This is a genomic window from Brevundimonas sp. Root608, from assembly GCF_001427825.1.
Taxonomy (GTDB): domain Bacteria; phylum Pseudomonadota; class Alphaproteobacteria; order Caulobacterales; family Caulobacteraceae; genus Brevundimonas.
The window spans coordinates 1,041,714-1,067,799 of record NZ_LMGT01000001.1 but is presented as its reverse complement, the minus strand read 5'-3'; the positions used below and the strand labels follow the sequence as shown (position 1 = coordinate 1,067,799).

Below are 26,086 nucleotides of genomic sequence, written 5' to 3'. Positions count from 1 at the left end.
CGTTATCGCCGTCTACGAACCATAGGCCGGTCCGCTTGCCACTCCTGGCAGCCACTGGGCGCGTCCGCTTCCGGCTCAAATCTCCACCTGGCCACGCGGCCTGGTCGCCGACGCGCCCTGTTCCCTATTCCACTGTGGACCCGCGCGTCTCGCCAACCCGGGCCGCCAGCGCCGCGCCCATGAACATGTCCAGGTCGCCGTCCAGCACGCCCTGGGTGTCCGACGTCTCGACGTTGGTCCGCAGGTCCTTGACCATCTGGTACGGCTGCAGGACGTAGGAGCGGATCTGGTGACCCCAGCCGATGTCGGTCTTGGCGTCGGCCACCGCCTGGGCCGCCGCCTCGCGCCGCTGCAGCTCCAGTTCGTACAGCCGCGCCCGCAGCATCTTCCACGCCTGTTCGCGGTTCTGGTGCTGCGACCGGCCGGCCTGACAGGCCACCACGGTGTTGGTCGGAATGTGCGTCAGGCGCACCGCCGAGTCGGTCTTGTTGATGTGCTGACCGCCCGAGCCCGAGGCGCGGTAGGTGTCGGTGCGCACGTCAGACGGATTGATGTCGATCTCGATGGCGTCGTCCACCACCGGCGACACCCCGATCGAGGCGAAGGACGTATGCCGCTTGGCCGCCGCGTCATACGGGCTGATGCGCACCAGCCGGTGCACGCCCGACTCCGACTTCAGCCAGCCATAGGCATTGGGCCCGCTGATCAGGATGGTGGCCGACTTGATGCCGGCCTGGTCGCCCGATTCCTCGGCCTCCAGTTCGACCTCATAGCCATGCGCCTTGGCCCAGCGCGAATACATCCGCAGCAGCATGCCGGCCCAGTCGCAGGACTCGGTGCCGCCGGCGCCGGAGTTCACTTCCAGATAGGCGTCGTTGCCGTCGGCCTCGCCCGACAGCAGGGCCTCCAGTTCGGCGCGCCCGGCCCGGTCCTTGATCGCCTTCAGCGACGCGCGCGCCTCCTCAAGCGTCGCCTCGTCGCCTTCCTCGTCGGCCATTTCGGAGAGCATGATGCCCTCCTCCAGACCGGTCTCCATCTCGCGGACGGTGTTGATCTGGGTCTCGAGCCGCGAGCGGTCGCGCGACACGGCCTGGGCGGCCTCGGGGTCGTTCCACAGCGTCGGGTCCTCGACCCGCGCGTTCAGCTCATCGAGCTTTCGAAGTGCGACATCCCAGTCAAAGACGCCTCCTGAGCAGAGCGATGCTCTGCTCGATGTCGGCCTTCATGGCCTCGACATCCGGTCTCATCGCGAACTCCTGCGATACAAAGTGAGGCGCGGACATAGAGCGCCGGGGCGGAAAGGGGAAGGGACTAAGGCAACAGGCAACAGGCAACAGGAAAACCTTGGACGGCCCCGCTCCCTCGGCAGGCCCACCCCTGTTGGCTGATGCCTGTTGCCTGCTGCCTAGTAGAGTCCGCTCAGATCCTCCGCCGGCTCCTTCTTCGGCGGCGGCGGGGTCGTGACCGGCGGCGGGGCGGACGGCGCCGCGGCGGCCGGACCTTCCTGTTCGCGGCGGACCACCTCGTCGTAGTTCTGCGGGCCGGTCGGAATCTGCTGCGCCGGCGCGCGCCGCTCCTCCTCGCGGCGCCGTTCGGTGCCGGGGCGGAAGGCTTCCTCGATGCCGTTGACGGTGCGGAAGACGGCGTTGCGGGGCCGCACGAACGGCCGCGCCGGCCGCTCGCGCAGGGCCACCTGCATGAAGTCTGTGAACACCGGGACCGGCCCCGTCGCGCCCGTCTCCCCCGAGCCCAGCGGCCGGTTGTCGTCGAAGCCGATGAACACCCCGACCACGATGTCGGACGAGAAGCCCACGAACCAGGCCGAGCGGTATTCGTTGGTCGTGCCGGTCTTGCCCCCGACCCAGGGGCCCAGGCTGCTGGCGCTCGCCGCCGTGCCTCGCCGGACCACGCCCTCCAGCATCGAGCTCATCTGATAGGCGGTGATGGGATCGATGACCTGGGTCCCGCGCTGCTCGAGACGCGGCGACTCCTGGCCGGTGAACGGCCGGCCGCAGTCGCGGCAGCGGCGCGGATCGGCCCTGAAGATGGTCTCGCCGTCCCGGTCCTGGACCATTTCGATCAGATAGGGATCGACTCGCCGGCCGCCGTTGACGAAGGCGGCGTAGGCGGCCGTCAGCCGGTACGGCGTCGTCTCCCCGGCCCCCAGCGACACCGACAGATTGGGCTGCAGATCGTCGGCGACGCCCATCTTCCTCGACAGATCGACGACATTGCGCATGCCGATGGCCTGGGCCAGTCGCACGGTCATGACGTTGCGCGACAGCTCAAGACCGCGCCGCAGGGTCTGCGGCCCGTAATATTCGCGGCTGTAGTTCTCGGGCGTCCAGCGTTCCCCGTTGCGTCCGCCGGCGAAGCTGATCGGGGCGTCCAGGATGATCGAGGCGGGCGTGTAGTCGCCCTCCAGCGCCGTCGCATAGACGAACGGCTTGAAGGCCGAGCCCGGCTGGCGTTTCGCCTGGGTGGCGCGGTTGAAGCTGGACAGGGCGTAGGAATAGCCCCCGACCATGGCCAGCACCCGGCCCGACTGGGGCTCGATGGCGACCAGGGCGCCGTTGACCCGCGGCACCTGTTTCAGGGCGTACTGCCCTCCTTGCGCCTCGACGAAGATCAGATCGCCGCGCTTCAGCGGTCGGTTGGCGTTGGCCCAGGCTGCGTCCTCGGTGATCAGATAGCCGGTGCGGTCGTCGCGGGCGGTGCGGATGCGCACGCTGTTGCCCGCCGCGTTCTCGACGGCGGCGGCTTCCCAGGCGCGGCGCTCGGGCGGACGCTGGCCGCGTACGGCGGTCTCGCGCCAGCCCTCGGCGAAATCGGTCGTGCCCCACGCCCCGCGCCAGCCGTGGCGGCGGTCATAGTTCTCCAGCCCCTTCATCAGCGCGTCGCGCGCCGCCGACTGCAGCGTCGGGTCCAGCGTCGTGCGCATATAGTAGCCGCCGCGATTGACCTCTTCCTTGCCGAAGCGGGCGATGGCCTGACGGCGCGCTTCCTCGACGAAGAAGTCGGCGTCGGCGTACTGGGCCCGGCGCGGCGCGTCCTGGGTCGTCAGCGGCCGGGCGCGAGCCTGCACCAGCTGCTCGTCGCTGATCCAGCCGCTCTGGTTCATCTCGCCCAGCACCCAGTCGCGCCGGCCCTTGGCCGCGCCGGGGTGGCGTTTGGGATGATAGTTGTTCGGCCCCTTGGGCAGGGCCGCCAGGAAGGCCGCCTCGTCCGGCGTCAGCTGGCTCAGCGACTTGCCGAAATAGTTGTAGGCCGCCGCCGCCACGCCGAACGAGCGGTACCCCAGGAAGATCTCGTTCAGATACAGCTCGAGGATCTGCTGTTTCGTCAGCGTCGCCTCCAGCCGGTTGGCCAGGATGGCTTCCTTGACCTTGCGGTTGATGCTGCTCTCATTGGTCAGCAGGACGTTCTTGGCCACCTGCTGGGTGATGGTCGAGCCGCCCTCGAGCCGCCGCCCCGTGGCCGCGTTGAACACGTTCTTGAACATGGCCCGGCCCAGGCCGCCCACGTCGATACCGCCGTGGTTGAAGAAATTCCGGTCCTCGGCCGCCAGGAAGGCCTGCACCACCGGCAAGGGGATCTGCTCATAGGGCACATAGATGCGCCGCTCGTCCGAGAACTCGCCGATCAGGGTGCCGTCGCCCGCATAGACCCGCGTCGCCGTCGCCGGCCGGTAGTCGGCCAGCTCGGACGCGTCCGGCAGGTCATGGAACAGCCAGGCCGCATAGACGGCGACGATCAGCCCCGCCAGGGCGATCCCGCCCAGCAGCGCGACACCCGCCATTACGAACCAGCGTTCGGCAATCTTCACCGCAGTCTCCGAATGGCGGGCCCCTTCGACGGGTTTAGCTTGCGTCGTCCGCGTCCGCCATAGCATCCGTACGACGGGTCAGCTCCTGTCGCGCCGCGGCCACGACATCGGCGTCCATATCCCCCTGCCCCGCCATCCAGCGCAGATAGTCGTCGGGCGGTTCCGACCACGGCCGGCCGCGATGCTTGCCGAAGGGAATGCGGTCCATCCGCCGCGGCTCGGCCGTCCAGGCGATCATCTGCTCGACCGTCGCCTCCTTCAGCAGGTCGATCAGCAGATGGGCCGTCACCCAGGCGTCGGGTCCCGCCCGGTGCGCCGGATTGGCCAGGGCCGGATCGAGGTCCAGCCCGCGCCAGTAGCGCAGCACCTGGTTGGAATGCCCCGGCGCCTGCGGCCACACCGCCTTGGCGGAGCGCACGGTGCAGATCCACGGCAGGCCGCCGTGGGCCGTGTCGGCGATGAAGCCCCGCTCGAACCGCGCGCTGTGCGCCACCATCACATCGGCGGGCGGGGCGCCGAACATCTCGCGCAGCCGGTATTCGTCGCAGTGCGGATCGTCGTCGCGGAAATGGCCCGGCGTCAGATGATGCACCGCCATGGCGTGGAACGAGATCTCGCCCTTAGGCCGGAACAGCTTCGCCACCGGCGGCAGAGCCCGCCACCCGTCCCCGTCGCGCACGACATCGACGATCCCGACCTCGATGATCTCCGCGGTCCGGTCTCCCCCGGTGGTTTCCAGATCGACGACTCTCAGGCGCATGGGACCCAGATAGGGGATCGGGCGCGGGAGTGCGAGGCGCGGCGTCATCCCCCGCCCGGGCCGTCGGACCGAACCCGCACCGCGACGCCGTCGGCGATGGACTGCCCCGGATGGAGCACCACCCGCTCCCCCGGCTTCAGCCCGGCGCGAACCTCGGCGGAGTCCCCGTTGGTCTGGCCGATCTCGACCCGCTGCAGGCGGGCGCGGCCGGCCTCGACCTTGAACACCGCCCGCTGCCCCCGATGCCGGAACAGGGCCGATACGGGCGTCCGGACCACCGCCTCCGCGCTCCACACCGTGACCGCCGCCTCGACCCGATAGCCATGGCCGACCGCCGCCCAGGCCGCAGGCGGATCGACGGGATCGATGATCACATTGACCCGCTGCAAGCCGGACCGGCCCGTGCGCGAAACGGTTCTGCCCCCTCCAGGGCTGACCGACGCGCCCTCCCTTGCCCTAGGGCTGCCCCGCCGTCCCGTTCGACGCCATCTGCAGCGTTCCTGCCGGCTCGCGGAAATAGCGGTCTATGCCCGCGGCCACGGCGCGCATCAGGCGGCGGCGCGCGCGGCCGTCATTCAGCAGCCGCTCGTCCTCGGGGTTGGTGATGAAGCCCATCTCCAGCAACACCGCCGGCACGTCGGGGGCCAGCAGCACGGCAAGGCCGGCGTCGCGGTGGCTGCGGCGCAGCATCGGATGATCGGCGCCTTCCAGCTCGCCCAGCAGGGTCCGGGCCAGCCGGGCCGAGCGGTTCTGGGTGGCGCGCTGGGTCATGTCCAGCAGGATGCGGTCCACCGACGGGTCGCGCCCCGGCAGGTTGAGGTTGCGGTGCCAGTTGTCGCCCCGCGTGAACTCGCGCACTGCCCGGCCCGCGCCCTGTTCGGACAGCGTATAGACGCTGGCCCCGCGGGTGACAGGATCGGCCCCGGCATCGGCGTGCAGCGAGATGAACAGGTCGGCGTCGGCCTGGCGGGCGATGGAAACCCGGCGGTAGAGGGCGACATAGGCGTCGCTCTCGCGCGTCAGCCGCACGCGGTAACGGCCGGTGCGCTCCAGCTCCTGCTTCAGGGCCTGGGCCGCCGCCAGGGTGACGTCGCTCTCGTCCGAACTGGCCCCGTGGGCGCCGGGGTCGCGGCCGCCGTGGCCGGCGTCGATGAAGATCAGGGGCCGTTCCGCCGTGCGGACCGGCGCCCGGGGCGCGGAGCGGGCCGAGGCGCGCGTCGGGGCCCGACCGGTGGCCTTCAGGTCGATCACATAGCGGTAATGGGCGATGCCGTCGCCGGGCGGCAGCAGGAAGCGGCGCTCGATCTCGGCGCTGGTGGCCAGGTCCAGCTCGACCCGTGAGGCCACGCCGGCTCCGGCGACCCGCCAGCCGCGCACCAGGCCCGAGCCCGTTCCGTTGAGCCCGCGCTGCGGCGCCACCCCGGCCAGCGACACCACCACCTGGCCCTGCTCGCCGGATTCGACCACCTGCCCGCGCGAGGTCCGGTCCAGATCGACCACCACGCGGGTGTGCTGGGCGTCGCCGCCGAAGCGGACGCGCAGCACCTCGCCCATGGCGCCCGAGGCCAGCCCCCGCCCGGCCGCGAACACGGCGACGCAGAAAACGACGAAGGCCACAGCCGTCATCGCCCACTCGCGAACGCGCCATTGCGCCAGGTTGATACGCGACAGTCCGTGCATTTCGACGGAAACCCACCTTCTTGGTTGGGCCCATCATGGCTCAACGTCGTCGCCAAGCCGTTAAAGCGGACGCGCCTTTTAATTCACGTTCGTCCTGCCTATGATTGTTTTGTCCGCGAACGATCGCGCCCCCTGACTTCAGGCCGGGCGCGCCCTCCTCGCGGCGTGACTTTCACTGATCCGAAAGCCGGCCGGGTTTGCCCCCACCGGTTTGAAGACGGGACCGGGACGCCCCTCAGACGGCGCGTCCGGCCCCAGGACCGTACGAACCCCCATGGGCCTTATCGCCTGCGCTCCCTTCCGGTTTGAAACAACCGACCTCGCCCGCGGCCTTCGCCGCGGCGACGGGATTGCGTCTGCGTCCGCCCCCCATCCCATTCGGCGAGCCGCCTGCCCCCTTCGCGGGGATGGCCGAGCGCGCCAGAGAGAGACTTTCCATGTCAAAGACCATGTTGATCGATGCAGCGCACGCGGAAGAAACCCGCGTCGCCATCGTCGAGGGCCGCCAGGTCGAGGAATTCGACTTTGAATCCCGCGCGAAGCGCCAGCTTCGCGGCAACATCTATCTCGCCAAGGTCGTTCGCGTAGAGCCCAGCCTGCAGGCTGCGTTCGTGGAATACGGCGGCAACCGCCACGGCTTCCTCGCCTTCAGCGAGATCCACCCCGACTATTATCAGATCCCCGTCGCCGACCGCGAAGCCATCATGGCCGAAGCGCATTCGGAGGACGACGAGCACGACGAACACGCCCGCGAAAGCGACGACGAATCCGAAGGCGGCATGGCCGAGGAAGAGCGGCTGAAACGCCGCCTGATGCGTCGCTACAAGATCCAGGACGTCATCAAGCGCCGTCAGGTCATGCTGGTCCAGGTCGTCAAGGACGAGCGCGGCGGCAAGGGCGCGGCCCTGACCACCTGGCTGTCGCTGGCCGGCCGCTACTGCGTGCTGATGCCCAACACCGGCAAGGGCGGCGGCATCTCGCGCAAGATCACCCAGGCCACCGACCGCAAGCGCCTGAAGGCCGCCGCGGCCGCCCTGCACGTGCCCCAGGGCATGGGCCTGATCATCCGCACCGCCGGCGCCAAACGCACCAAGGCAGAGATCAAGCGCGACTATGAATATCTGCTGCGCCTGTGGGAAACCATTCGCGAAACGACGCTGAAGTCCAACGCGCCCTCGGTCATCTATGAGGAAGAAAACCTCGTCCGCCGCGCCGTGCGCGACATGTTCGACAAGGATTTCGACGGCATCCAGGTCGAGGGCGTCGAGGGCTTCAAGGAGGCGCGCGACTTCATGCGCGTGCTGATGCCCTCGCAGTCGAAGAAGGTGCATCTGTACCAGGGCGCGCGGCCGCTGTTCGCCACCAACGGCATCGAGGAGATGCTGACCCAGATCCACCAGCCAGTCGTGCCCCTGCCCTCGGGCGGCTATCTGGTCATCAACCAGACCGAGGCGCTGGTCGCCATCGACGTCAACTCCGGCCGTTCGACCAAGGAACGCAACGTCGAGGCCACGGCCACCAAGACCAACATGGAAGCCGCCGTCGAGGCGGCCCGCCAGCTGCGTCTGCGCGACCTCGCCGGCCTGATCGTCATCGACTTCATCGACATGGATGAGTCGAAGAACAACCGCACCGTCGAGAAGGTGCTCAAGGACGCGCTGGCCAAGGACCGGGCCCGTATCCAGATGGGCCGCATCTCGGGCTTCGGCCTGATGGAGATCAGCCGTCAGCGCCGCCGCCTCGGCGTCATCGAGGGCGCGACCGAGGTCTGCCCGCACTGCCAGGGCGCCGGACGCGTCCGCTCGGCCGAAAGCGCCGCGCTGATGACCCTGCGCGCCGTCGACATCGAGGCCGGCAAGAACGGCGCGGGCTCGGTGAACCTGCGCCTGTGCACCGCCGTCGCCCTCTACATCCTGAACCACAAGCGCGACTATCTGCAGCGCCTGCTGGCCCAGCGCGGCCTGAACGTCGTCATCCTGATCGACGACACCCTCGGCCAGGGCGATCACTCGCTCGAGCGCACCGAAACCAACGAGGACTTCGTCCCCGAGGAACGGCCCGAAGCCTTCATCGACCTCGACGACGACTTCGACGACAGCGCCTTCGAGGACGAGGACGAGGACGACGAAGAAATCATCGCCGACGACGACGCCCTGGACCGCGAGGACACGGACGACGACCAACCCCGCGAGCGGACCGAACGCGTCGAGGGCGAAGGCGGCCGGGGCCGCGGCCGTCGCCGTCGCGGCGGACGCCGTGACGGCGCCGAAGCCTCGACGGACGAGGCCGCGCCTGTGGCCCCCGCCCTCGCCGCCGGCGAGGACGACGACGACAGCGAGAACGGCCGCCGCCGCCGGCGCGGACGCCGCGGCGGTCGCCGTGTGCGGGAAGAGGGCGGCGAGCGCGACGGATTCAACTGGGTGCGCGGCCGCACGCCGTCGCTGGAGGACCCCTACGTCTGGTTCGATCCCATCAATCCCGAACGCACCGAGCCGCGCGCTGAAGCAGACGCCACTCCGGCCGGCGATGTCGACGAGGTTGTCGGCGAACGGCCCGAGGGCGAGATCGGCGGCGAACGCGGTCCCCGCTCGCGCCGTCGTCGTGGACGCGGTCGCGGTCGCGATCGCGGCAGCGAACAGGGCCTGACCCACGAGACCAAGGTCGAGACCCGCGCCACCAACGAGGGCATGCCGCCCGACGGTTCGGTCGATACGCCGATGGCCGTGGTCATCGACGACGCCGACGTCGCCCCGGTCGCCATCGCGGAAGAGCCCAAGCGCCGGCGCGTCCGCCGCAAGGTCTCGGCCAGCGCAACCGCCGCGTCGGAGGCCGAAGCCGTCACCGCGCCGATCGAGCCCAACGAGGCCGAGCCGGAAGCCGCGCCCGCGGTGCTCGACGTCACGCCCGCCGAAGCCACGGTCGAGATAGCCGAGGCGCCAGTCAGGCCGGAGCCCGCGCCCGCTCCTGTCGTCGAACGCGTCGCACCGCCGCAGCCCGAGGTCGATGTCGCCGCCCTGATCGCGGAAGACCCGAACCAGATCGTGGCTCCGCCAGAGAAGCCGAAGCGCGGATGGTGGCGCCGCTGAATGGCCGTGATTAGGTAGTGACCATCGGCCGGGCGGGGGCGCAGACTTGGGTATGAGGAGTTCGCAGTGAACTGGCTGTCCCGAAACGCCGCCGCCCGGCTGTCCGGCGCCATCGCCGCCGTCGGCCTCGTGCTGGCCGCGGCGTCGCCCGCCACGGCCCAGAGCGCCATTCGCGACACCGAGATCGAGGGCATCATCCACGCGTGGTCGGACCCCGTGTTCACCGCCATGGGGCTCGAGCCGTCCGAGATCGAAATCCTGTTGATCAGCGAAAACGACCTGAACGCCTTCGCCACGCGCGGGCGCATCCTGGGCGTCAACACCGGCCTGATCCTGAAGACGCGCAGCGCCAACGAACTGCTGGGCGTGATCGCCCACGAGGCCGGGCACATCAAGAACCGCCACACCCTGCGCGACGGGGCCCAGGGCGCGGGCATGCAGCCCATGCTCATGACCATGGCGCTCGGCGCGCTCGCGATCGCGGCCGGCGCGCCCGACGCCGGCGCGGTCCTGTTGGGCAACAGCCAGTATTTCGGCACGCTCAACGCGCTGCGCTACATGACCCATCAGGAAGGCGAGGCCGACAACACCGGCGCGCGGGCGCTCCAGAACGCGGGGCAGTCCGGTCGCGGTCTGGTCACCTTCTTCGAGAATTTCCGCGCGCAGGAGGTGTTCTCGGATCAGCGGCGCTATCCCTATTTCCGCAGCCACCCCCTGTCGTCGGAGCGGATCGAGAACCTGCGCCGCTTCGTGGCCGAACAGTCAAATTACGATCATCGCGACAGCCCTGAACGTGTCGCCGAACACGCGCTGATCCTGGCCAAGATCCACGCCTTCATGGACGCGCCGAACCAGACGCTGCGCGATTATCCGGAGAGCGACACATCCCTGCCGGCGCGCTACGCCCGCGCCATCGCCCTGTATCGCGACGGCCAGACCGAAAGGGCGCTGGCCGCGGTCGAGGTGTTCCTGACCGAACAGCCGGAGAACCCCTATTTCTGGGAACTCAAGGGCCAGATCCTGTTCGAGGAAGGCCGGCCCGCCGAGGCGATCGGCGCCCACCAGCGTTCCGTCGAATTGAAGCCCGACGCCCCCCTGCTGCGCATCAACCTGGCCCACGCCCTGATCGAAACCCGCGACCCGGCCAAGCTGGACGAGGCCGTCAACCAGCTGAAACGCGCCACGGCCCTGGAGCATGACAACACCCTGGGCTGGCGGCTGCTGAGCCAGGCCTACGCCAGCCAGAACAGGGAGGGCGAGGCCCGCCTGGCCTCAGCCGAAATGTATTTCGCCATGGGCGCCGAACAGCAGGCGACCCAGTTCGCCCTGCGCGCCCGCGACATGCTGACCCCCGGCACCGCCGAATGGACCCGCGCCATGGACATCGTCTTCGCCTCGGGCGCGACCCAGGACGACATCGACGACGTCGACCGCCGCAACAGCCGCCGCGACCGCGGCGGCGTCATCCCCGCCGCGGGCTGACTTCCTCCTTACCGAGACTCCCATGACCGACGCGCCAGACCCGACGCCCGCGCCAGACCGCGGCTTCTTCGACCGTCCCCGCGCGGCGATGGCGGCCATGGCCGTGTCCCTTGTCGCCCTGGGACTGGCGGCGGCGCCCTATGTCTCCGGGGGCGATTTCGACGGGCGGGTCCGGGCCTATCTGCTGAAGAATCCGGAAATCCTGCAGGAGGTCAGCGCGGCGCTCCAGGCGAAGGAGGACGGCGCGCGCACCGATGCGATCAATCAGCGCGCCGCCGCCAGTCCCTCGCTGCTGGCCGTCAGCGCGCAGGACCCAGCCTTCGGGCCGGCTGACGCCAAGGTCACGGTGATCGAATTCTTCGATTTCCGCTGCCCCGGCTGCAAGGCGACGGCGCCGGATGTGCTGCGTCTGATGCAGGCCCACCCGGACGTGCGGTTCGTGTTCAAGGACTGGCCGATCCTTGACCGCGGGACCGACGACGTTTCGCACTACGCCGCCCGCGCCGCCCAGGCCGCGCACCGCGAAGGCAAGTATCTGGCCGTGTTCCGGGCCCTGATGGCCGAACCTGCTCTGAACAAGGCGGCGGTCGACCGCATCCTCGCCGCGAACATCGCGGGCCCCGCCGCACAGGCGGCGATGTCGAGCCCGGAAACGGCGCGGCATCTGGCCGACGTCCAGACCTCGGCCTCGGGCCTCGGCCTGCTCGGCACCCCGACCTTCTTCATCAACGGCCGCGCCAGCGCCAGCATCCAGCCCGCCGACATCGACCGCGCCATCCGGGCGGCCAAGGCGGCCTGAGCCCACTTCTTCGGTCCTAGCCGATCGCGCCGACGCAGCCCTCGTCGCCGCCGACCGGCAGGGCGGCGTCGGTCAGCGACAGGGTCCAGCCGTGGTGGGTCGCGAGACCGCGCCGACGGATGTCGCCCCCGTCGCCGGCGTCTCCGCCGGCGACGACCAGGACGCGCCGGCCGCTCGGCAGGGCCGCGGGATCGATCCGCCCGACCGCCAGCGCTGTCGGCGTCGCGCCGCCGAAACCGTCGAACACGCTGAGCATCGACCAGTCGCGGCGCAGGCCGATCCACCAGGCGCTGTCGGCGTTGACCGCCAGCACGGCGACGCCGTGGCCTTCCGCGGCCCAGGCCAGCGCGGCCTCGGGATCATGGACGGCGCGCATCCCGGCGGCGGCGCCGAAGCGCAGCCGGGCGCCATCGAAGGCGCGGGTCGGCTCGATGGGCGACCAGACCTGGACCTTGATCCGGCCCTGACGCGCCAGACCCCAGCCGACGATCTGCCGCCAGAGGGATTCCACCGCCTCGCGGTTGTCGGGACGGGCCTTGGCCAGCATTCGCGCCAGCACCGCCTGTTCGCGGTCGGGGCGCAGCTTCACATGGGGGCCGGCGGGCGCGTCCTTGGCCTGGCCGACGCGGGCGGCGATGGCGAGGCGGCGCTCGAACAGGGCCAGCAGCTCGTCGTCGAGGTGATCGATCTCGTGACGCAGGGCCGCCAGGGCCATGTGTTCGGGCGAGATGTCGGTGACCGCAGCGACGGCGGTCGGCCAGACTTGCTGGAGGGCGGGGTTGGTACGGAAATGGGGCACGGGAGAGGGCTTTCGGTTTCGGTCACGGCGCTGTGGGGGTTTGCGGGCCGCCGCCCCGTTGCGGGGCGGTCGCCGGCGAGGCCGTCAGGACGATGTCCCGGACGCCTCAGCCGGCGTATCGAAAGCCGTAGAAATACAGGTCCGCGGCCGCGGAAACGCGGGCGGAGGCAGTCGCAGCGATGGCTTGCGGGCGGACCATGCCGCTCAAAGGGCGCACGGATCGTGCCGCGTCAAGCCGGATGGGCGCTGAGAAGGACAAAACGCGTCCGGTTGTCTTCCGAATCCTGAATATCGTTGCGCAGGATCGACAGTTCATAGACCTCGGCGGCGCGTGTGGGCGCCACGGCGGCGCGGGTGAGGTCGCCTGCTTCGGCCACGGCGCGGGCCGCGCCGGCCGTGTCGAAGGCCTCGACCGGCGTCAGGCCCAGGGCCGCGAGAGAGTCCGGACACTGGCGCAGGGCGATCGGATGGCTCTCGGCCGTCTTCACGCTGCGCAGGGTCGCGCCCGACGGCGCCATCAGGGCGAGGCGGATCGGACGCCAGACCTCGGAGACGATGTTCAGTCCCGCGGCCTCCACCAGGGACGCCGCCGGCTCGATCCGGCCGACGGAGGTGTTTTCGACCGGGATCAGGGCGCAGCCGACCTCGCCGGACTTCAGCGCCGCGAGGGCGCCCTCGAACGAGTCATAGGCGACGGCCTCGTCCCACGGACGAAGGTCGAGACAGGCTTCGTGACTGAAGGCCCCCGGGGCGCCCTGGTAGGCGCAGCGTCCGCCCGCTTCGTCCCCTGCGGGCCTGCCGACGCCCTCCATGCTCATGCCGCCTCCGATCGCGCCTGACGGCCCGCCTTCAGCCGTTCGGCGACCAGGAAGGCCAGTTCCAGCGCCTGATCGGCGTTGAGGCGCGGATCGCAGTGGGTGTGGTAGCGGCTGGACAGGTCATCCTCGGTCAAAGCCTGGGCCCCGCCGAGGCATTCGGTGACGTTCTGGCCGGTCATCTCGAGATGCACGCCGCCGGGGTGGACGCCTTCGGCCTCGGCCACGTCGATGAAGCCGCGGACCTCGGCGAGGATGCGTTCGAAGGGCCGGGTCTTGTAGCCGTTGCCGGCCTTCAGGGTGTTGCCGTGCATGGGGTCGATGGACCAGACCACGCGCCGACCCTCGGCCTTCACCGCCTTCATCAGGCGCGGCAGGCGGTCGCCGACCTTGTCCGCGCCGAAGCGGCCGATCAGGGTCAGGCGTCCCGGGATGTTGTCCGGGTTCAGGGCGTCGATCAGCGGCAGCAGATTGTCCGGCTCCATGGTCGGCCCGCATTTCAGGCCGATCGGATTCCTGATGCCGCGCGCGAACTCGATGTGGGCGCCGTCCAGCTGGCGGGTGCGCTCGCCAATCCAGACCATGTGGGCCGAGGTGTCGAACCACTCGCCGGTCGCACCGTCCAGGCGGGTCAGGGCGCTCTCGAGGTTCAGCAGCAGGGCTTCGTGGCTGGTGAAGACCTCGACCCGGCTCAGGTCCGGATGGCTCTCGGGCGTGACGCCGACGGCCTCCATGAAGGCCAGGGCCTCGGTGATCTTGTCGGCCAGTTCGCGGTATTTGTGGCCGTAGGCGCTGTCGGCCGCGAACCCCATGGTCCAGCGGTGGATGTTGTAGAGGTCGGCGTAGCCGCCGCCGGCGAAGGCGCGCAGCAGGTTGAGGGTCGAGGCCGACTGGTTGTAGGCGCGCAGCAGCCGCTGCGGATCTGGCACGCGCTCTTCCGGCGTGAAAGCCATGCCGTTGATGATGTCGCCGCGGTAGCTGGGCAGGGTCTTTCCGTCGATGGTCTCCAGCGAGGACGAGCGCGGCTTGGCGAACTGGCCGGCGATGCGTCCGACCTTCACCACCGGCTTGCCGCCGGCGAAGGTCAGGACCACCGCCATCTGCAGGATCAGGCGGAAGGTGTCGCGGATGTTGTCGGTCGAGAACTCCTTGAAGCTCTCGGCGCAGTCGCCGCCCTGGAGCAGGAAGGCCTCGCCCGCCTCCACCTGCGCGAGCTTGGCGGTCAGGTGGCGGGCCTCGCCGGCGAAGACCAGCGGCGGCAGGGCGCGAAGCTCGTCCTCCACGCGGCCAAGCGCGGCCATGTCCGGATAGTCCGTCGGCATCTGCACGACGGGTTTTTGTCTCCAGCTATCGGGGGTCCAGCGCGTACTCATGCCCTAAGGATAGGCGCTCGCACCGCCCGGGACAACGAAGGCCGTGTCGCAGGCGTCTGTCCGGCGCGCGCGAGAGCCCGCGCCGGTGAGAAAAAGCAGTCTCATGAGTCTCATCCGATGCCCGCCACCTCGCCTGTTCCTCGAGCTCAGCCCCGAGCTATCGCGGCAGACCGACAGACCGGTACGTCAGTATTGGACGTCCCTACCCCGCCGAGGTGTCGGTGGACTGCTTTTCCTTCAGCGTGACCAGTTCCTCGGCCATGGTCGGGTGGACCGCGCAGGTGGCGTCCCACTGGGCCTTGGTCAGGCCGGCCTTCACGGCGATGGCGGCCAGCTGGATCATTTCCGGCGCCTCGGGGCCGACGATGTGGACGCCGACGACCTTCTGGCTCTCGGCGTCGACCACCAGCTTCATCAGCATCCGCTCGTCCGAGCCGGTGAAGGCGTATTTCATCGGCCGGAAGCGGGTGACATAGACATCGACGGCGCCCGGGCACGAATGCCGCGCCTCGCTCTCGGACAGACCCACCGTGCCGACCGGCGGCTGGCTGAACACGGCGGTGGCGACCGCCTCATAGTCGAAATGCTGAGGGTTGTTGCGGTAGACGGTCTCGTGGAAGGCCACGGCCTCGCGGATGGCGACCGGAGTCAGGTTCATCCGGTCGGTGACGTCGCCGATGGCCCAGATGTTGTCGGCGGTCGTCTTCGACAGCGTGTCGACCTGGATCGCGCCCTTGTCGTTCAGGCTCACGCCGGCCGCCTCGAGCCCGAGATCCTTCACATGCGGAACGCGGCCGGTGGCGAACATGACCACGTCGGTCTCGATCTCATGCCCGTTCTCGAGCTTGTTCAGCAGCCCGGTCGCCGTCTTCTCGATGGCCGAATGCTGACAACCCAGAATGACCTTGATGCCGCGCTTCTCGATCTCGCCGGCCAGATGGGCGCGGACGTCGTCGTCGAAGCCGCGCAGGATGTTGGGGCCGCGATAGATCAGGGTGGTCTCGACCCCGAGCCCGGCGAAGATGCCGGCGAACTCCACCGCGATGTAGCCGCCGCCCGCGATCAGGATGCGCTTGGGCAGCTCCGGCAGGTGGAAGGCCTCCTCCGAGGAGATGGCGTGCTCGATGCCGGGCACCTCTTGCGGCATCCACGGGCGGCCGCCGGTGGCGATGAGGATCTTCTCCGCCGTGATCGTCTGGTCCTTGCCGACGATCTCGACGGTGTGGGCGTCCTTCAGCACCGCGCGGCCGTGGATCAGGTCGACGCCCGCCTTGCCGAGGTTGGCGGCGTAGATGCCCGACAGGCGGGCGATCTCGACATCCTTGGCCTGGATGAATTTGGGCCAGTCGAAGCTGGCGTCGACGGTCCAGCCATAGCCCTCGGCCGTATGGAACTGGTGGGCGAAGTCCGAGGCCATGACCATGAATTTCTTCGGCACGCAGCCGCGGATCACGCAGGTGCCCCCGACCCGGAACTCCTCGGCGATGGCGACGCGCTTGCCGCCCAGCGCCGTCAGCCGCGCCGCGCGCACCCCGCCCGAGCCGGCGCCGATGACGAAGAGGTCGTAGTCGTACTGGCTCATTTGCTGTCCCGTGGTGGCCAGAGCGACTTAAGCAGGCCCGCTCGAAATACTAGGCTTGGCGGCTCGTCAATCGCCGGTCGCCCCGCCGCCCTCCATGCCCGGTACCCCCAGACGAAGTTAAACGCGACGCACGCCATGAACGGGAGCAGCGGCCAGCGGTACCCGACCAGGGCAAGGGGGATCGCGGAAAGCCAGGTCACGAAGTTGGCGCGCGCCAGCCACCATGGCGTGTTGAGAGCCATAAAGCACGGCAGGTCCAGCCGGACCGAGCCCCGTCTCAAGGCGCGAGAACCTCTACCCCGTCATCCCCACCGATGATCGCCTCATCGGCCAGATCGAGGAACAGGCCGTGCTCGACGACGCCCGTGATCAGCTTGAGGTCGTCGGCCAGGCGGACCGGATCATGGATGGCTCCACATTTCGCGTCATAGATCAGATTGCCGCCGTCGGTGCGGACCAGTCCGCGCTCGGCGGTGCGCACGCGCGCCGGCATGGCGATGTCGTGATCGGACAGCACGTCGGCGATGCGGTTGGCCGTGGTCTTGTGACCGAATGCGACGACCTCGATCGGCAGGGCGAAGGCGCCCAGGGTCTTCACCACCTTGGCGCTGTCGGCGATGACGATGCAGCGGGAGGACGCCTCCCAGACCAGCTTCTCGCGCAGCAGGGCCGCGCCGCCGCCCTTGATCAGGGCCAGCCCGGGACCGATCTCGTCGGCGCCGTCGACGGTCAGGTCGATGCGCGGCGTGTCCTCAAGCGTCGACAGCGTCAGTCCCAGGTCGCGCGCCAGTTCGGCCGTCGCCTCCGAGGTCGGCACGCACCGCAGGCCGGCCAGGTTCCGGGCGGCCAGCGCCTTGACGAACCAGGCGGCGGTGGAGCCGGTGCCGAGGCCGACGACCATGCCGGCCTCGACCCGGAGGGCGGCGGCCTCGCCCGACCGGCGTTTCTGATCGTCCGCGCTCATTTCGATTTCAACACCTTCTTCGCCCGCATCTTTTCCATGAAGCGCGCGGCCCAGCCGGTCTTGGCCGACTGCTCGCCCCGCGCCAGCGCCAGATCGCCCGGCGCCACGTCCCGGGTGATCACCGAGCCCGACCCGACCATGGCGCCCGCGCCGATGGTCACCGGGGCCACCAGCGAACTGTTGGAGCCGACGAAGGCCCCCTCGCCCACCGTCGTGCGGTGTTTGAAGAAGCCGTCGTAGTTGCAGAAGATCACGCCCGCGCCGATGTTGGCCTTCGCCCCCACCTCGCCGTCGCCCAGATAGGCCAGGTGGTTGGCCTTGGCGCCCTTGCCCATACGGACGTTCTTCACCTCGACGAAGTTTCCGACCTTCGCGCCCTCGCCCAGATCCGCGCCGGGCCGCAGGCGGGCGTAGGGGCCGACCTCGGCGCCCGTGGCGATCGTCGCGCCCTCGATATGGCTGAAGCTGCGGATGCGGGCGCCGGAGGCGATCTTTGCGCCCGGACCGAACACGACATAGGGCTCGATGGTGGTTCCGCCGCCCACCTCGGTGTCGAACGAGAAATGCACCGTCTCGGGCGCCGGCATGGTGACCCCGGCGGCGAGGAAGGTCTCGCGCTGGACCTTCTGGAACAGGGCCTCGGCCACGGCCAGCTCGCCCTGGGCGTTGACGCCCATGACGGCGTCCTCGTCGGCGAAGACGGCGCGCGTCGGGGCGCCGCGCCTGCGGGCCAGTTCGACCACGTCGGTGAGATAGAATTCGCCCTTGGCGTTGTCGTTCTTCACCTCGGCCAGCAGTTCGAACAGCAGGCCGACCGGCGCGGCCATGACGCCCGAGTTGCAGGCGGTCAGCGCCAGCACTTCCGCCGAGGCCTCCTTGGCCTCGGTGATGGCGGCGAGCGTGTCGCCCTCCATGACCAGCCGGCCGTAGGCGCCCGGGTCGCGGGCCTCGAAACCGATCACCGTGACGCCCTCATGGGCGGCGAAGACGGGCTCGATGTCGGCGGCGCGCAGCAGGGGTACGTCGCCATAGGTGATGACGACCTGGCCAACGAAGTCGCCGAGCACGGCCTCGGCGGCGCGGACCGCGTGGCCGGTGCCCAGCGGCGGGTCCTGGACGGCGATGGCGTCCTCGCCCAGCCGCTTGACCACATGGTCGCGCACCTCGGGCGAATGGGCGCCGACCACCACCACGATCCGCTCGCAGCCAAGGGCCTCGGCGGCGTCGATGGCGTGGTCCAGCATGGCGCGGCCGCCGACCGGGTGCAGCACCTTGGGCAGGGCCGATTTCATCCGCGTTCCCTGGCCGGCGGCGAGGATGATGGCGGCTCTCGGATGGGCGGTGCTGGTCATGAATCGGTCCGGCGGCTAGTCGTCGCCAGCGGTCTAGCCCATCACGGCGGCCGGCGGGAGACGCCAATGACGACGCGCGACCTCGAAGGCTGGACCCTGGCCTTCGATCTGGACGGGACGCTGGTGGAGACGGCCCCTGACCTGGTGGGGACGCTGAACCGGCTGCTGGCGCAGCAGGATCTGCCGCCCGTCCCGCTCGAGGCGGCCCGCAACCTGATCGGCCACGGCGCCGTCGCCCTGCTGAAGCGCGGGTTCGAGGCGGCGGGCGCCCATTGGGATGAAGCCGCCTCCCCGGCCCTGCTCAAGGCCTTCCTCGCGGACTATCTCGAACATATCGCCGACCACAGCACGGCCTATCCGGGATCGGTCGAGGCGCTGGACCATCTGGCGGCGCGGGGCGCCATCCTGTGTGTGGCGACGAACAAGCCCACAGATCTGGCCGTCGCCCTGTTCGACGCCATCGGCCTGTCCGACCGGTTCGCCGTCATCTGCGGGCCGCAGTCGGTGTCGGCGAAGAAGCCGCACGCGGCCCATATCCGCGAGACGGTGCTCCTGGCCGGCGGCGACCCCGTCCGGGCCATCATGGTTGGCGACAGCATCACCGATCTGGACGCCGCCCGCGCGACCGGCGTGCCCTGCATCCTGACGACCTTCGGCTATACCGACATCCCGGCCGCCGAGCTGGGCGCGGACGCCGTGATCGCCCATTTCGACGAGCTTCACGCCACGATCAGCCGATTGATCGCCTGATCTGACGTCTTGCGTGGCGCCAAAGCCCGGGCTATGTCGCCGCCTCCGCGATTGATGGATGCGTAGCTCAGCGGGAGAGCACCTCGTTCACACCGAGGGGGTCACAGGTTCAATCCCTGTCGCATCCACCATCACCCTTCCAGATTATTGAGCCCCAGCCGCCGCCGCCGGCAGCCGCACGATCACGTCGTCGATCTGCACCCCGCCCCGGTCGACGACGAGGTTCTGGTAGTTGCGCTGGCCGTCCTGGGTCTCGGATTCGACGTTCTCGACCTGTTCCCGGAACTGGCGGCGCAGATAGGTGGTGAGCTCGCCGGCGGTCACCAGCCGGTCGCCGTCTCCGTCGGCCTCGCCGCCCATGCCCGCGCGCAGGAAGTGGGACAGATAGCCCCCGGCCTGGAATTTGTCGGCCACGGCGCTGGTCAGGTCCTCTTCCGAGCTGAACAGCCCCATCACGCCGGGCCGATCGACGACGTTGCGGGCGAAGCCGCCCGAGAAGCAGGAATCGATCACCAGCAGCGACAGCCGGGTGCGCAGGGAGCCGAACAGCCGGGCCATTTCGGTGTCGCTGATCTGGCCGTCGCGCAGCACGATGGATTCGGACTTGCCATCCGGCTCCAGCCCGCTGACCGCTGCGTCCGACTGGTCGCCGTGGCCCGAGAAGAAGAACAGGAAGGTGTCCTGCGGTCCCGCCTGGGCGGCGACGCTGGCGAAGGCGCGGCGCACGCCGGCGACCGTGGCCTCGGCGTTTGTCAGCACCAGGCTGGCGTCGTTCAGCGACCCGTCCGCGCGCAGGGTTTCGGCCAGTTTGCGGGCGTCCTCGTCGGTGAACTCAAGGGGACTTTGCGCCCCGCCGTAGTCGGACACCCCGACCATGACCGCGAACACCCGCGCCCCGCCCTGCACGGAGGCCTGCCGCGGCGAGCCGAGGCTGGGGCTGACGCTGAAGCGGTATGAGCCGGTCTCGCCGGGGGCGTAGGAGGTGACCATGACCTCGTATTCGCCGTCCTCGGCCAGGACGGTGTCGAGCCGGCTGTCGTGTCCGCCGTCGCGGGCGTCGTCATTCTCCTGCTGGTCCCCCGACGGGGTCCTGAGGATGGTGTAGGCGTCGAAGGCCGAGGAGGTCAGCTCCACCGCCACGCGCTGGCCGCGACGGCCCGTGAAGCGGAAACTGTCGACGTATTCGCCCGAATCCAGAGTGTCGTCGCCCGCGTCGAGGGAGCCGCTGACGGTCTGGCCAATGGTGATCCCGCCGTTGGCCGAAGCGCGTTCGGACGGGCGCACTGCGGCCGGGGGCGGCGTCGCGGCCCCGGCTCCGTCCAGCACCGCCAGCCGGTAGCTCCCCTGTTCGCCCGAGGCGTAGCTGGTGGCGGTGATGCGATAGTCGCCATCGGCAGGAAGGGTCACGACCAGACGGCTGTTGCGCCCGTCGGTCACGGCGGGGTCGTCGTCGTTGAAGGCCGAGAAGCCGCCGGGGCCGCTGATGCCGACATAGGGATCGAAGGCCGTCGAGGTCAGCCGAAGGTCCAGCGTTTGTCCGCGGCGCCCGCGCAGCACATAGCTGTTGATGTACTCGCCGCTGTCGAGCTGGCGGTCGCCCGCGGCGAGCCGGCCATCCAGCGTCTGGCCGAGGCGAACGGGGCGGTCCGGGGTCGTGGCGGCGGCCTGTGACGACGCGGCCGGCGCCGCGGCGCCGCCCAGCGTCAGGGTGTAGGCCCCCGTCTCGCCGGGCTCATAGCTGGTCGCCGAGACCTCGACCTGGCCATTGGCCGGGGCGGTGAAGCGAATCCGGCTGTCGTGCGAGCCGCGCGCGGCCGGATCGTCATCATTGTCTTCGCTGAGCCCGCCGGGCCCCCGCACCAGCAGATAGGGATCGAAGGCCGAAGACGAGAGCGTGAGCTCATAGGTCTGGCCGCGTCGAACCGTGAATGTGAATTCGTCGGCGTATTCGCCGCTCTGCAGGGTGTCGTCGCCCCGCGCCAGCTGGCCGCGAACGGGCCGCCCGCTGGTCAGTGCGACCGCGCCCTGTGCGCCCGGCCCCGGCGTCTGTTGCGAGGCCGGCCGGCTCCCGACCGGCCTCTGCGGCGGGGTCAACTCCTGCGCCCAGGCGACGCCGGTCATGGAGGCGAGCGTCAGGGCGGTGGTGGCGGCGAGTATGGTTTTCAACATGAGATCCCCCGAAAGGGCACTCTGCCCGCGAAACGACGGTCTGTCAGCGGTCATTCGCTGAGGTCCGAAACAGGCAGGGCCACCCTTCGGCCTTGTTCCGGGCGCACACACCCCGCCCTTCGCCGGTCGCCCCTTCCCCGGGGCGAGACTGGCGCGCGCCGCGTTGGCGCCTTACGGACTGCCCATGCCTTTCCCCGCCAGTCATCCCGCGCTTGATCGCGCCCTTTCCGAACGCGGCTATGCCGAGCCGACGCCGGTCCAGTCCGCCGTTCTGGACGCCGCACCGAACGAGGACGGCTCGGGCCGCGACCTGCTGGTCAGCGCCCAGACCGGTTCGGGCAAGACCGTCGCCTTCGGCCTGGCCCTGGCCCCCACCCTGCTGGGCGAGGCCGAGAAATTCGCCGAGTACGGCGCGCCGGTGGCCCTGGTCATCGCCCCGACCCGTGAATTGGCGCTGCAGGTCTCGAACGAGCTTCAGTGGCTGTACGCACAGACCGGCGCGCGAATCGTCTCCTGCGTCGGCGGCATGGACCCCAAGGTCGAGCGTCAGGCCCTGAACCGCGGCTGTCACATCGTCGTCGGCACCCCGGGCCGTTTGCGCGACCACGTCGAGCGCGGCTCGCTGGACCTGTCGACCCTGAAGGCCGTGGTGCTGGATGAGGCCGACGAGATGCTGGACATGGGCTTCCAGGAAGACCTGACCTTCATCCTCGACGCCGCCCCGGCCGAGCGCCGGACCCTGCTGTTCTCGGCGACGCTGGCGCGCGACATCGTGCAGTTGGCCAAGACCTATCAGAAGAACGCGCTGCGCATCGACACCGTGGCCGGCAACGCCTCGCACGCCGACATCGAATACAAGGCAATCCGCGTCGCACCGAACGAGGTCGAACTGGCCGTCGTCAACGTGCTTCGCTATTTCGAGGCCCCCGGCGCCCTGGTGTTCGCCAATACGCGCGAGCGGGTGAAGCATCTGACGTCGAGCTTGCGCGAGCGCGGCTTCTCGGTCGTCGGCCTGTCGGGCGAACTGACCCAGAGCCAGCGCTCGGAAGCGCTGCAGGCCCTGCGCGACGGACACGCCCGGGTCTGCGTGGCCACGGACGTGGCCGCCCGCGGCCTCGACCTGCCCGATCTGGGCCTGGTCATCCACGCCGAGATCCCGGTCAACAAGGCCGGCCTGCTGCACCGTTCGGGCCGTACGGGCCGCGCGGGCAAGAAGGGCGTCTCGGTCCTGCTGGTCAGCTATACGCGCCGCCGCAAGGTCGAGCTGATGCTGCAATCCGCCTCGATCAAGGCCGAATGGTCGGGCCCGCCCTCGGCGGACATGATCCTCGAGAACGACCGCAAGCGCATGCTGGCCGATCCCGTCCTGACCGCGCCGGTCGAGGACGAGGACACGCTGGCCCTGGGCCGGCAGCTGCTGGAGAAGAGCACGCCGGAGCAGATCGCGGCCGCCCTGATCCGCCTGTACCAGCAGAAGCTGCCGGCGCCGGAAGACGTCTATGACGACGACCGCATGAAGCGCCAGCAGGAGACCGGCAAGAACGACAAGGGCCAGCCCGATGTTCCGTACACGGACTTCGCCCGCGGCGGCGACATGGTCTGGTACCGGATCAACATCGGCCGCGACAAGAACGCCGACCCGAAATGGCTGATGCCGACCATCTGCCGTCTGGGCCACGTCACCAAGCGCGACATCGGCTCGATCAAGATCTTCGAACGCGAGACCAAGTTCGAGATCACCCAGGAGATGCAGGCCAAGTTCGAGGCCGCCATCGCCCTGGGCCTCGAGGAAGGCGTCAAGATCGATCCGGCCGTGAAGCCGGGTCCGCAGGAGAAGCCCGTCAGCCGCTGGGACAAGAAGCCCGCCGGCGGCGACCGCCCCGACAGGAAGCCGTGGGCCAAGCGCGAGGAAGGCGGCGACAAGCCGGCCTGGAAGCCGCGCGAGGACCGTTCCGAGGGCGCCAAGAAGCCGTGGGTCAAACGCGACGACGCCGCGCCTGCCGCTGAAGGCAAGAAGCCCTGGGTCAAGCGCGAGGACACCGGCGACAAGCCGGCCTGGAAGGCCCGCGAGGACCGCCCGCAGCCCGACAAGAAGCCGTGGGTGAAGCGCGACGAGGCCCCTGCTCCGGCCGCCGAGGGCAAGAAGCCCTGGGTCAAGCGCACCCCGAACGATCCGACGCCCGAGGGCAAGAAGCCGTGGGTGAAGAAGCCCCCGGTCGAGGGCAAGACGCCCTGGACGCCGCGCTCCGACGCCGAGGCTGCTCCGGCCGCCGCCGGCGACAAGCCGTGGAAGGGCAAGCCCAAGGGCGGCGACCGTCCGTGGGCGGCCAGGGACGCGCGCGGCAAGCCTGCCGAGGCCAGGGCGCCTTACAAGGGCAAGACACCCCGCTGACCCCTGCCCTTCGGCTCCCCGAGCCGAGGATTGATCCGCTCCTGTAACCGTTTACGGTGACTGCAAAACAAGAAGCTGCGGGCAGGAAACATATGGCGGACGTCAGGCTGACCGGCGTGACCAAGAGCTTCGGGACCACCGAGGTTCTCAAGGGCATCGATCTGCAGATCACGGACGGCGAGTTCGTGGTCTTCGTCGGGCCGTCGGGCTGCGGCAAGTCCACGCTTCTGCGCACCATCGCCGGTCTGGAGGAGGCGACCGGGGGCGACATCGCCATCGGCGGCAAGGTCGTCAACGACCTGGGCCCGTCCGACCGGGGCATCGCCATGGTGTTCCAGTCCTACGCCCTCTATCCGCACATGAGCGTCTACGAGAACATGGCGTTCGGGCTGAAGCTGGCGAAGGCCGACAAGGCCGAGATCGACCGGCGCGTGCGCGGCGCGGCCGAAACGCTGAACATCACCGACTATCTGGACCGCAAGCCCAAGGCCCTGTCCGGCGGCCAGCGTCAGCGCGTCGCCATCGGCCGGGCCATCGTGCGCGAGCCGCAGGTCTTCCTGTTCGACGAGCCGCTGTCCAACCTCGACGCCGCCCTGCGGGTGCGGATGCGCTATGAGTTCGCCAGCCTCCACGAGCGGCTGAAAACGACCATGGTCTATGTCACCCACGACCAGGTCGAGGCCATGACCCTGGCCGATCGCATCGTGGTGCTGAACGCCGGGCGGATCGAACAGGTCGGCAAGCCGATGGATCTGTACGAACGGCCGCGCAACCTCTTCGTCGCCGAGTTCATCGGCAGCCCGAAGATGAACCTGCTGCCCGCCGAGATCGTCAGCGCCACGGCGAAAGGTGCGACGGTGCGGACCGCGGCGGGCGAAACGCTGAAGGTGGCGGTCAACGCGGCCCGGGCCAGGGCCGGCGACACGGTCACGCTCGGCGTACGGCCCGAGCATCTGACGACGGCGGGCAAGGGCGATGCGATCCGGGCCGCCGTGACCTTCGTCGAGACCCTGGGCCACGCCACCTACGCCTATCTGACGGCGGGGGAGGCGCCGGTGACAGTGCTGTTGCCGGGCGATGTGCGGCCCGCGGCGGGCGAGACCCTGAGCCTGAAGGTCCCCGCGGACCAGGCGCATCTGTTCGACGCCGAGGGCGAGGCCTTCGCCCGGCTTTAGGCGCCGCTTGTTGCATCGCACAAGCGGGTCGCCATAGATGGCGGGATGCCGGCGCCCGCCACCCTGACCATCGACCTGAATGCACTCGCCGCGAACTTCCATACCCTGGAGGCGGCCGGGCGCGCGCCCGTGCATCCGGTGGTCAAGGCCGACAGCTATGGACTGGGCGCCGCGGCCTGCGCCGCGCGGCTGACAGCCGAGGGGGCGCGGACCTTTTTCGTGGCGCGGACCAGCGAGGGGGAGCGGTTGCGCGCCGCGCTCGGTCCCGATGTCGCCATCTATGTGCTGGACGGATGCCTGACCGGACGGGCGGCGCGGTTGCGGGCGGCCGGGCTGAAGCCGGTCTTGAACACCGGCGCGCAGCTGGCCGAATGGCGGGACTCCGGCGGCGGCCCCTCCGGGCTGCAGATCGACACCGGGATGAACCGGCTGGGCTTCCGCGTCGAGGACGCGCCGGACGCCTTCGAGGGGCTGGATCTGGTGCTGAGCCATCTGGCCTGCGCCGACGATCCGGCCGAGCCGATGAACGCGCGGCAGCGGGCCGCCTTCGCGGCGGCGGCCGCGCGCTATCCGGGAACGGTGCGGTCGTTCGCCAATTCGGGCGGGGCCTTCCTGGGCCCCGACTATGCCTTCGACGCCCTGCGGCCCGGCATCTGCCTGTACGGCGGCGGGCCCGAGGGACGGCCGGACGCGCGGATCAGGCCGGTGGCGACCTTGGCCGCCGAGGTGCTGCAGGTGCGCGAGGTTCCGGCGGGCGAGAGCGTCGGCTATTCGCGCGGCTTCGTGGCGAGCGGGCCGACGCGGATCGCCACCTGCGCCGCGGGTTACGCCGACGGCGTGCTGCGGGCTTACAGCCCCAGGGGTCTGGTCTTTGTCGCGGGCGAACTGCGACCGATCCTGGGACGGGTGTCGATGGATGTCTGCGCCGTCGACGTCACCGGTCTGGATGTCGTGGTGGGCGACCGGGTCGAGCTGTTCGGCCCCAACCGGGCGCTGGACGACGCGGCCGGCGCGGCGGGGACCATCGCCTATGAGCTGCTGACCTCGGTCACGGCGCGGGTTCCCCGCGTCTGCGTCTGAAA

19 protein-coding genes and 1 tRNA gene are annotated in these 26,086 nt (G+C 69.8%); 8 read left to right on the top strand and 12 right to left on the bottom strand.

Annotation, left to right across the window (positions count from 1 at the left end):
- Positions 1–124: 124 nt before the first annotated feature.
- The 5 genes from prfB to ASD59_RS05055 form a co-directional block, all read right to left on the bottom strand.
- Positions 125–1,247, bottom strand: a protein-coding gene (gene prfB, locus ASD59_RS05075) for a peptide chain release factor 2 (protein ID WP_156376934.1) whose coding sequence is annotated in 2 segments (ribosomal slippage) — positions 125–1,177 and positions 1,179–1,247 — 1,122 coding nt in all. Because the reading frame shifts where the segments join, the coding sequence is not laid out codon by codon here.
- A 158-nt stretch (positions 1,248–1,405) separates the two neighbouring features.
- Positions 1,406–3,799: a penicillin-binding protein 1A gene (locus tag ASD59_RS05070; protein ID WP_055829749.1), complete on the bottom strand. Its 2,394-nt coding sequence runs from the start codon at positions 3,797–3,799 to the stop codon at positions 1,406–1,408.
- A gap of 61 nt (positions 3,800–3,860) precedes the next feature.
- Entirely contained in the window at positions 3,861–4,586 is a 726-nt protein-coding gene (locus ASD59_RS05065; protein ID WP_055829179.1) for an exonuclease domain-containing protein, read from the bottom strand.
- A gap of 44 nt (positions 4,587–4,630) precedes the next feature.
- Complete coding sequence (locus tag ASD59_RS05060; protein WP_156376933.1) at positions 4,631–4,960, bottom strand: hypothetical protein; 330 nt, start codon at positions 4,958–4,960, stop codon at positions 4,631–4,633.
- A gap of 82 nt (positions 4,961–5,042) precedes the next feature.
- Positions 5,043–6,212: an N-acetylmuramoyl-L-alanine amidase family protein gene (locus ASD59_RS05055; RefSeq protein WP_055829747.1), complete on the bottom strand. Its 1,170-nt coding sequence runs from the start codon at positions 6,210–6,212 to the stop codon at positions 5,043–5,045.
- Between the two features lie 491 nt (positions 6,213–6,703).
- On the opposite strand from ASD59_RS05055, the gene ASD59_RS05050 reads away from it, so the two are divergent.
- The 3 genes from ASD59_RS05050 to ASD59_RS05040 all read left to right on the top strand — a co-directional run bounded on the left by ASD59_RS05050 (position 6,704) and on the right by ASD59_RS05040 (position 11,633).
- Positions 6,704–9,352: an Rne/Rng family ribonuclease gene (locus ASD59_RS05050; RefSeq protein WP_055829172.1), complete on the top strand. Its 2,649-nt coding sequence runs from the start codon at positions 6,704–6,706 to the stop codon at positions 9,350–9,352.
- A 66-nt stretch (positions 9,353–9,418) separates the two neighbouring features.
- Complete coding sequence (locus tag ASD59_RS05045; protein ID WP_156376932.1) at positions 9,419–10,834, top strand: M48 family metalloprotease; 1,416 nt, start codon at positions 9,419–9,421, stop codon at positions 10,832–10,834.
- Positions 10,835–10,856: 22 nt separating this feature from the next.
- Positions 10,857–11,633 carry a DsbA family protein gene (locus tag ASD59_RS05040; RefSeq protein ID WP_055829169.1) on the top strand — a complete coding sequence of 259 codons (777 nt, stop codon included), beginning with the start codon at positions 10,857–10,859 and terminating at the stop codon, positions 11,631–11,633.
- 16 nt (positions 11,634–11,649) lie between these two features.
- Here ASD59_RS05040 and ASD59_RS05035 read toward each other — a convergent pair whose 3' ends face one another.
- From ASD59_RS05035 to glmU, 6 genes are all read right to left on the bottom strand, one after another.
- Positions 11,650–12,432, bottom strand: coding sequence for a chorismate mutase (locus ASD59_RS05035; RefSeq protein ID WP_055829166.1), 783 nt, complete (start codon positions 12,430–12,432; stop codon positions 11,650–11,652).
- Positions 12,433–12,662: 230 nt separating this feature from the next.
- Positions 12,663–13,250, bottom strand: coding sequence for a prephenate dehydratase domain-containing protein (locus ASD59_RS05030; protein WP_055829164.1), 588 nt, complete (start codon positions 13,248–13,250; stop codon positions 12,663–12,665).
- Positions 13,247–14,620, bottom strand: coding sequence for a class II 3-deoxy-7-phosphoheptulonate synthase (locus ASD59_RS05025; RefSeq protein WP_055829160.1), 1,374 nt, complete (start codon positions 14,618–14,620; stop codon positions 13,247–13,249). Before ASD59_RS05025 ends, ASD59_RS05030 begins: the two co-directional genes overlap by 4 nt.
- A 202-nt stretch (positions 14,621–14,822) precedes the next feature.
- Positions 14,823–16,202 carry a glutathione-disulfide reductase gene (gor, locus tag ASD59_RS05020; protein ID WP_055829158.1) on the bottom strand — a complete coding sequence of 460 codons (1,380 nt, stop codon included), beginning with the start codon at positions 16,200–16,202 and terminating at the stop codon, positions 14,823–14,825.
- 277 nt (positions 16,203–16,479) lie between these two features.
- Positions 16,480–17,166 (bottom strand): ribose-5-phosphate isomerase RpiA, encoded by a 687-nt coding sequence (rpiA, locus tag ASD59_RS05015; protein WP_055829155.1) that lies wholly within the window; start codon positions 17,164–17,166, stop codon positions 16,480–16,482.
- Complete coding sequence (gene glmU / locus ASD59_RS05010) at positions 17,163–18,518, bottom strand: bifunctional UDP-N-acetylglucosamine diphosphorylase/glucosamine-1-phosphate N-acetyltransferase GlmU (RefSeq protein WP_055829151.1); 1,356 nt, start codon at positions 18,516–18,518, stop codon at positions 17,163–17,165. Before glmU ends, rpiA begins: the two co-directional genes overlap by 4 nt.
- A gap of 66 nt (positions 18,519–18,584) precedes the next feature.
- Here glmU and ASD59_RS05005 point away from each other — a divergent pair, with 66 nt between their 5' ends.
- The gene (locus ASD59_RS05005; protein ID WP_055829149.1) at positions 18,585–19,268 is read left to right on the top strand and encodes an HAD hydrolase-like protein; all 684 of its coding nucleotides are present in this window, start codon (positions 18,585–18,587) and stop codon (positions 19,266–19,268) included.
- 56 nt (positions 19,269–19,324) lie between these two features.
- A tRNA-Val gene (locus ASD59_RS05000) sits at positions 19,325–19,399 on the top strand.
- A gap of 13 nt (positions 19,400–19,412) precedes the next feature.
- On the opposite strand, the gene ASD59_RS04995 is transcribed toward ASD59_RS05000, so the two are convergent.
- Positions 19,413–21,434, bottom strand: a complete 2,022-nt coding sequence (locus ASD59_RS04995) for a pre-peptidase C-terminal domain-containing protein (protein ID WP_162252105.1) — start codon at positions 21,432–21,434, stop codon at positions 19,413–19,415.
- Between the two features lie 187 nt (positions 21,435–21,621).
- Here ASD59_RS04995 and ASD59_RS04990 point away from each other — a divergent pair, with 187 nt between their 5' ends.
- The 3 genes from ASD59_RS04990 to alr all read left to right on the top strand — a co-directional run bounded on the left by ASD59_RS04990 (position 21,622) and on the right by alr (position 26,084).
- The gene (locus ASD59_RS04990; RefSeq protein ID WP_055829143.1) at positions 21,622–23,829 is read left to right on the top strand and encodes a DEAD/DEAH box helicase; all 2,208 of its coding nucleotides are present in this window, start codon (positions 21,622–21,624) and stop codon (positions 23,827–23,829) included.
- 92 nt (positions 23,830–23,921) lie between these two features.
- Positions 23,922–25,004: an ABC transporter ATP-binding protein gene (locus ASD59_RS04985; protein ID WP_055829140.1), complete on the top strand. Its 1,083-nt coding sequence runs from the start codon at positions 23,922–23,924 to the stop codon at positions 25,002–25,004.
- A gap of 45 nt (positions 25,005–25,049) precedes the next feature.
- On the top strand, positions 25,050–26,084 hold the full coding sequence (alr, locus tag ASD59_RS04980) for an alanine racemase (protein WP_055829136.1): 1,035 nt from the start codon (positions 25,050–25,052) through the stop codon (positions 26,082–26,084).
- Positions 26,085–26,086: the final 2 nt, after the last annotated feature.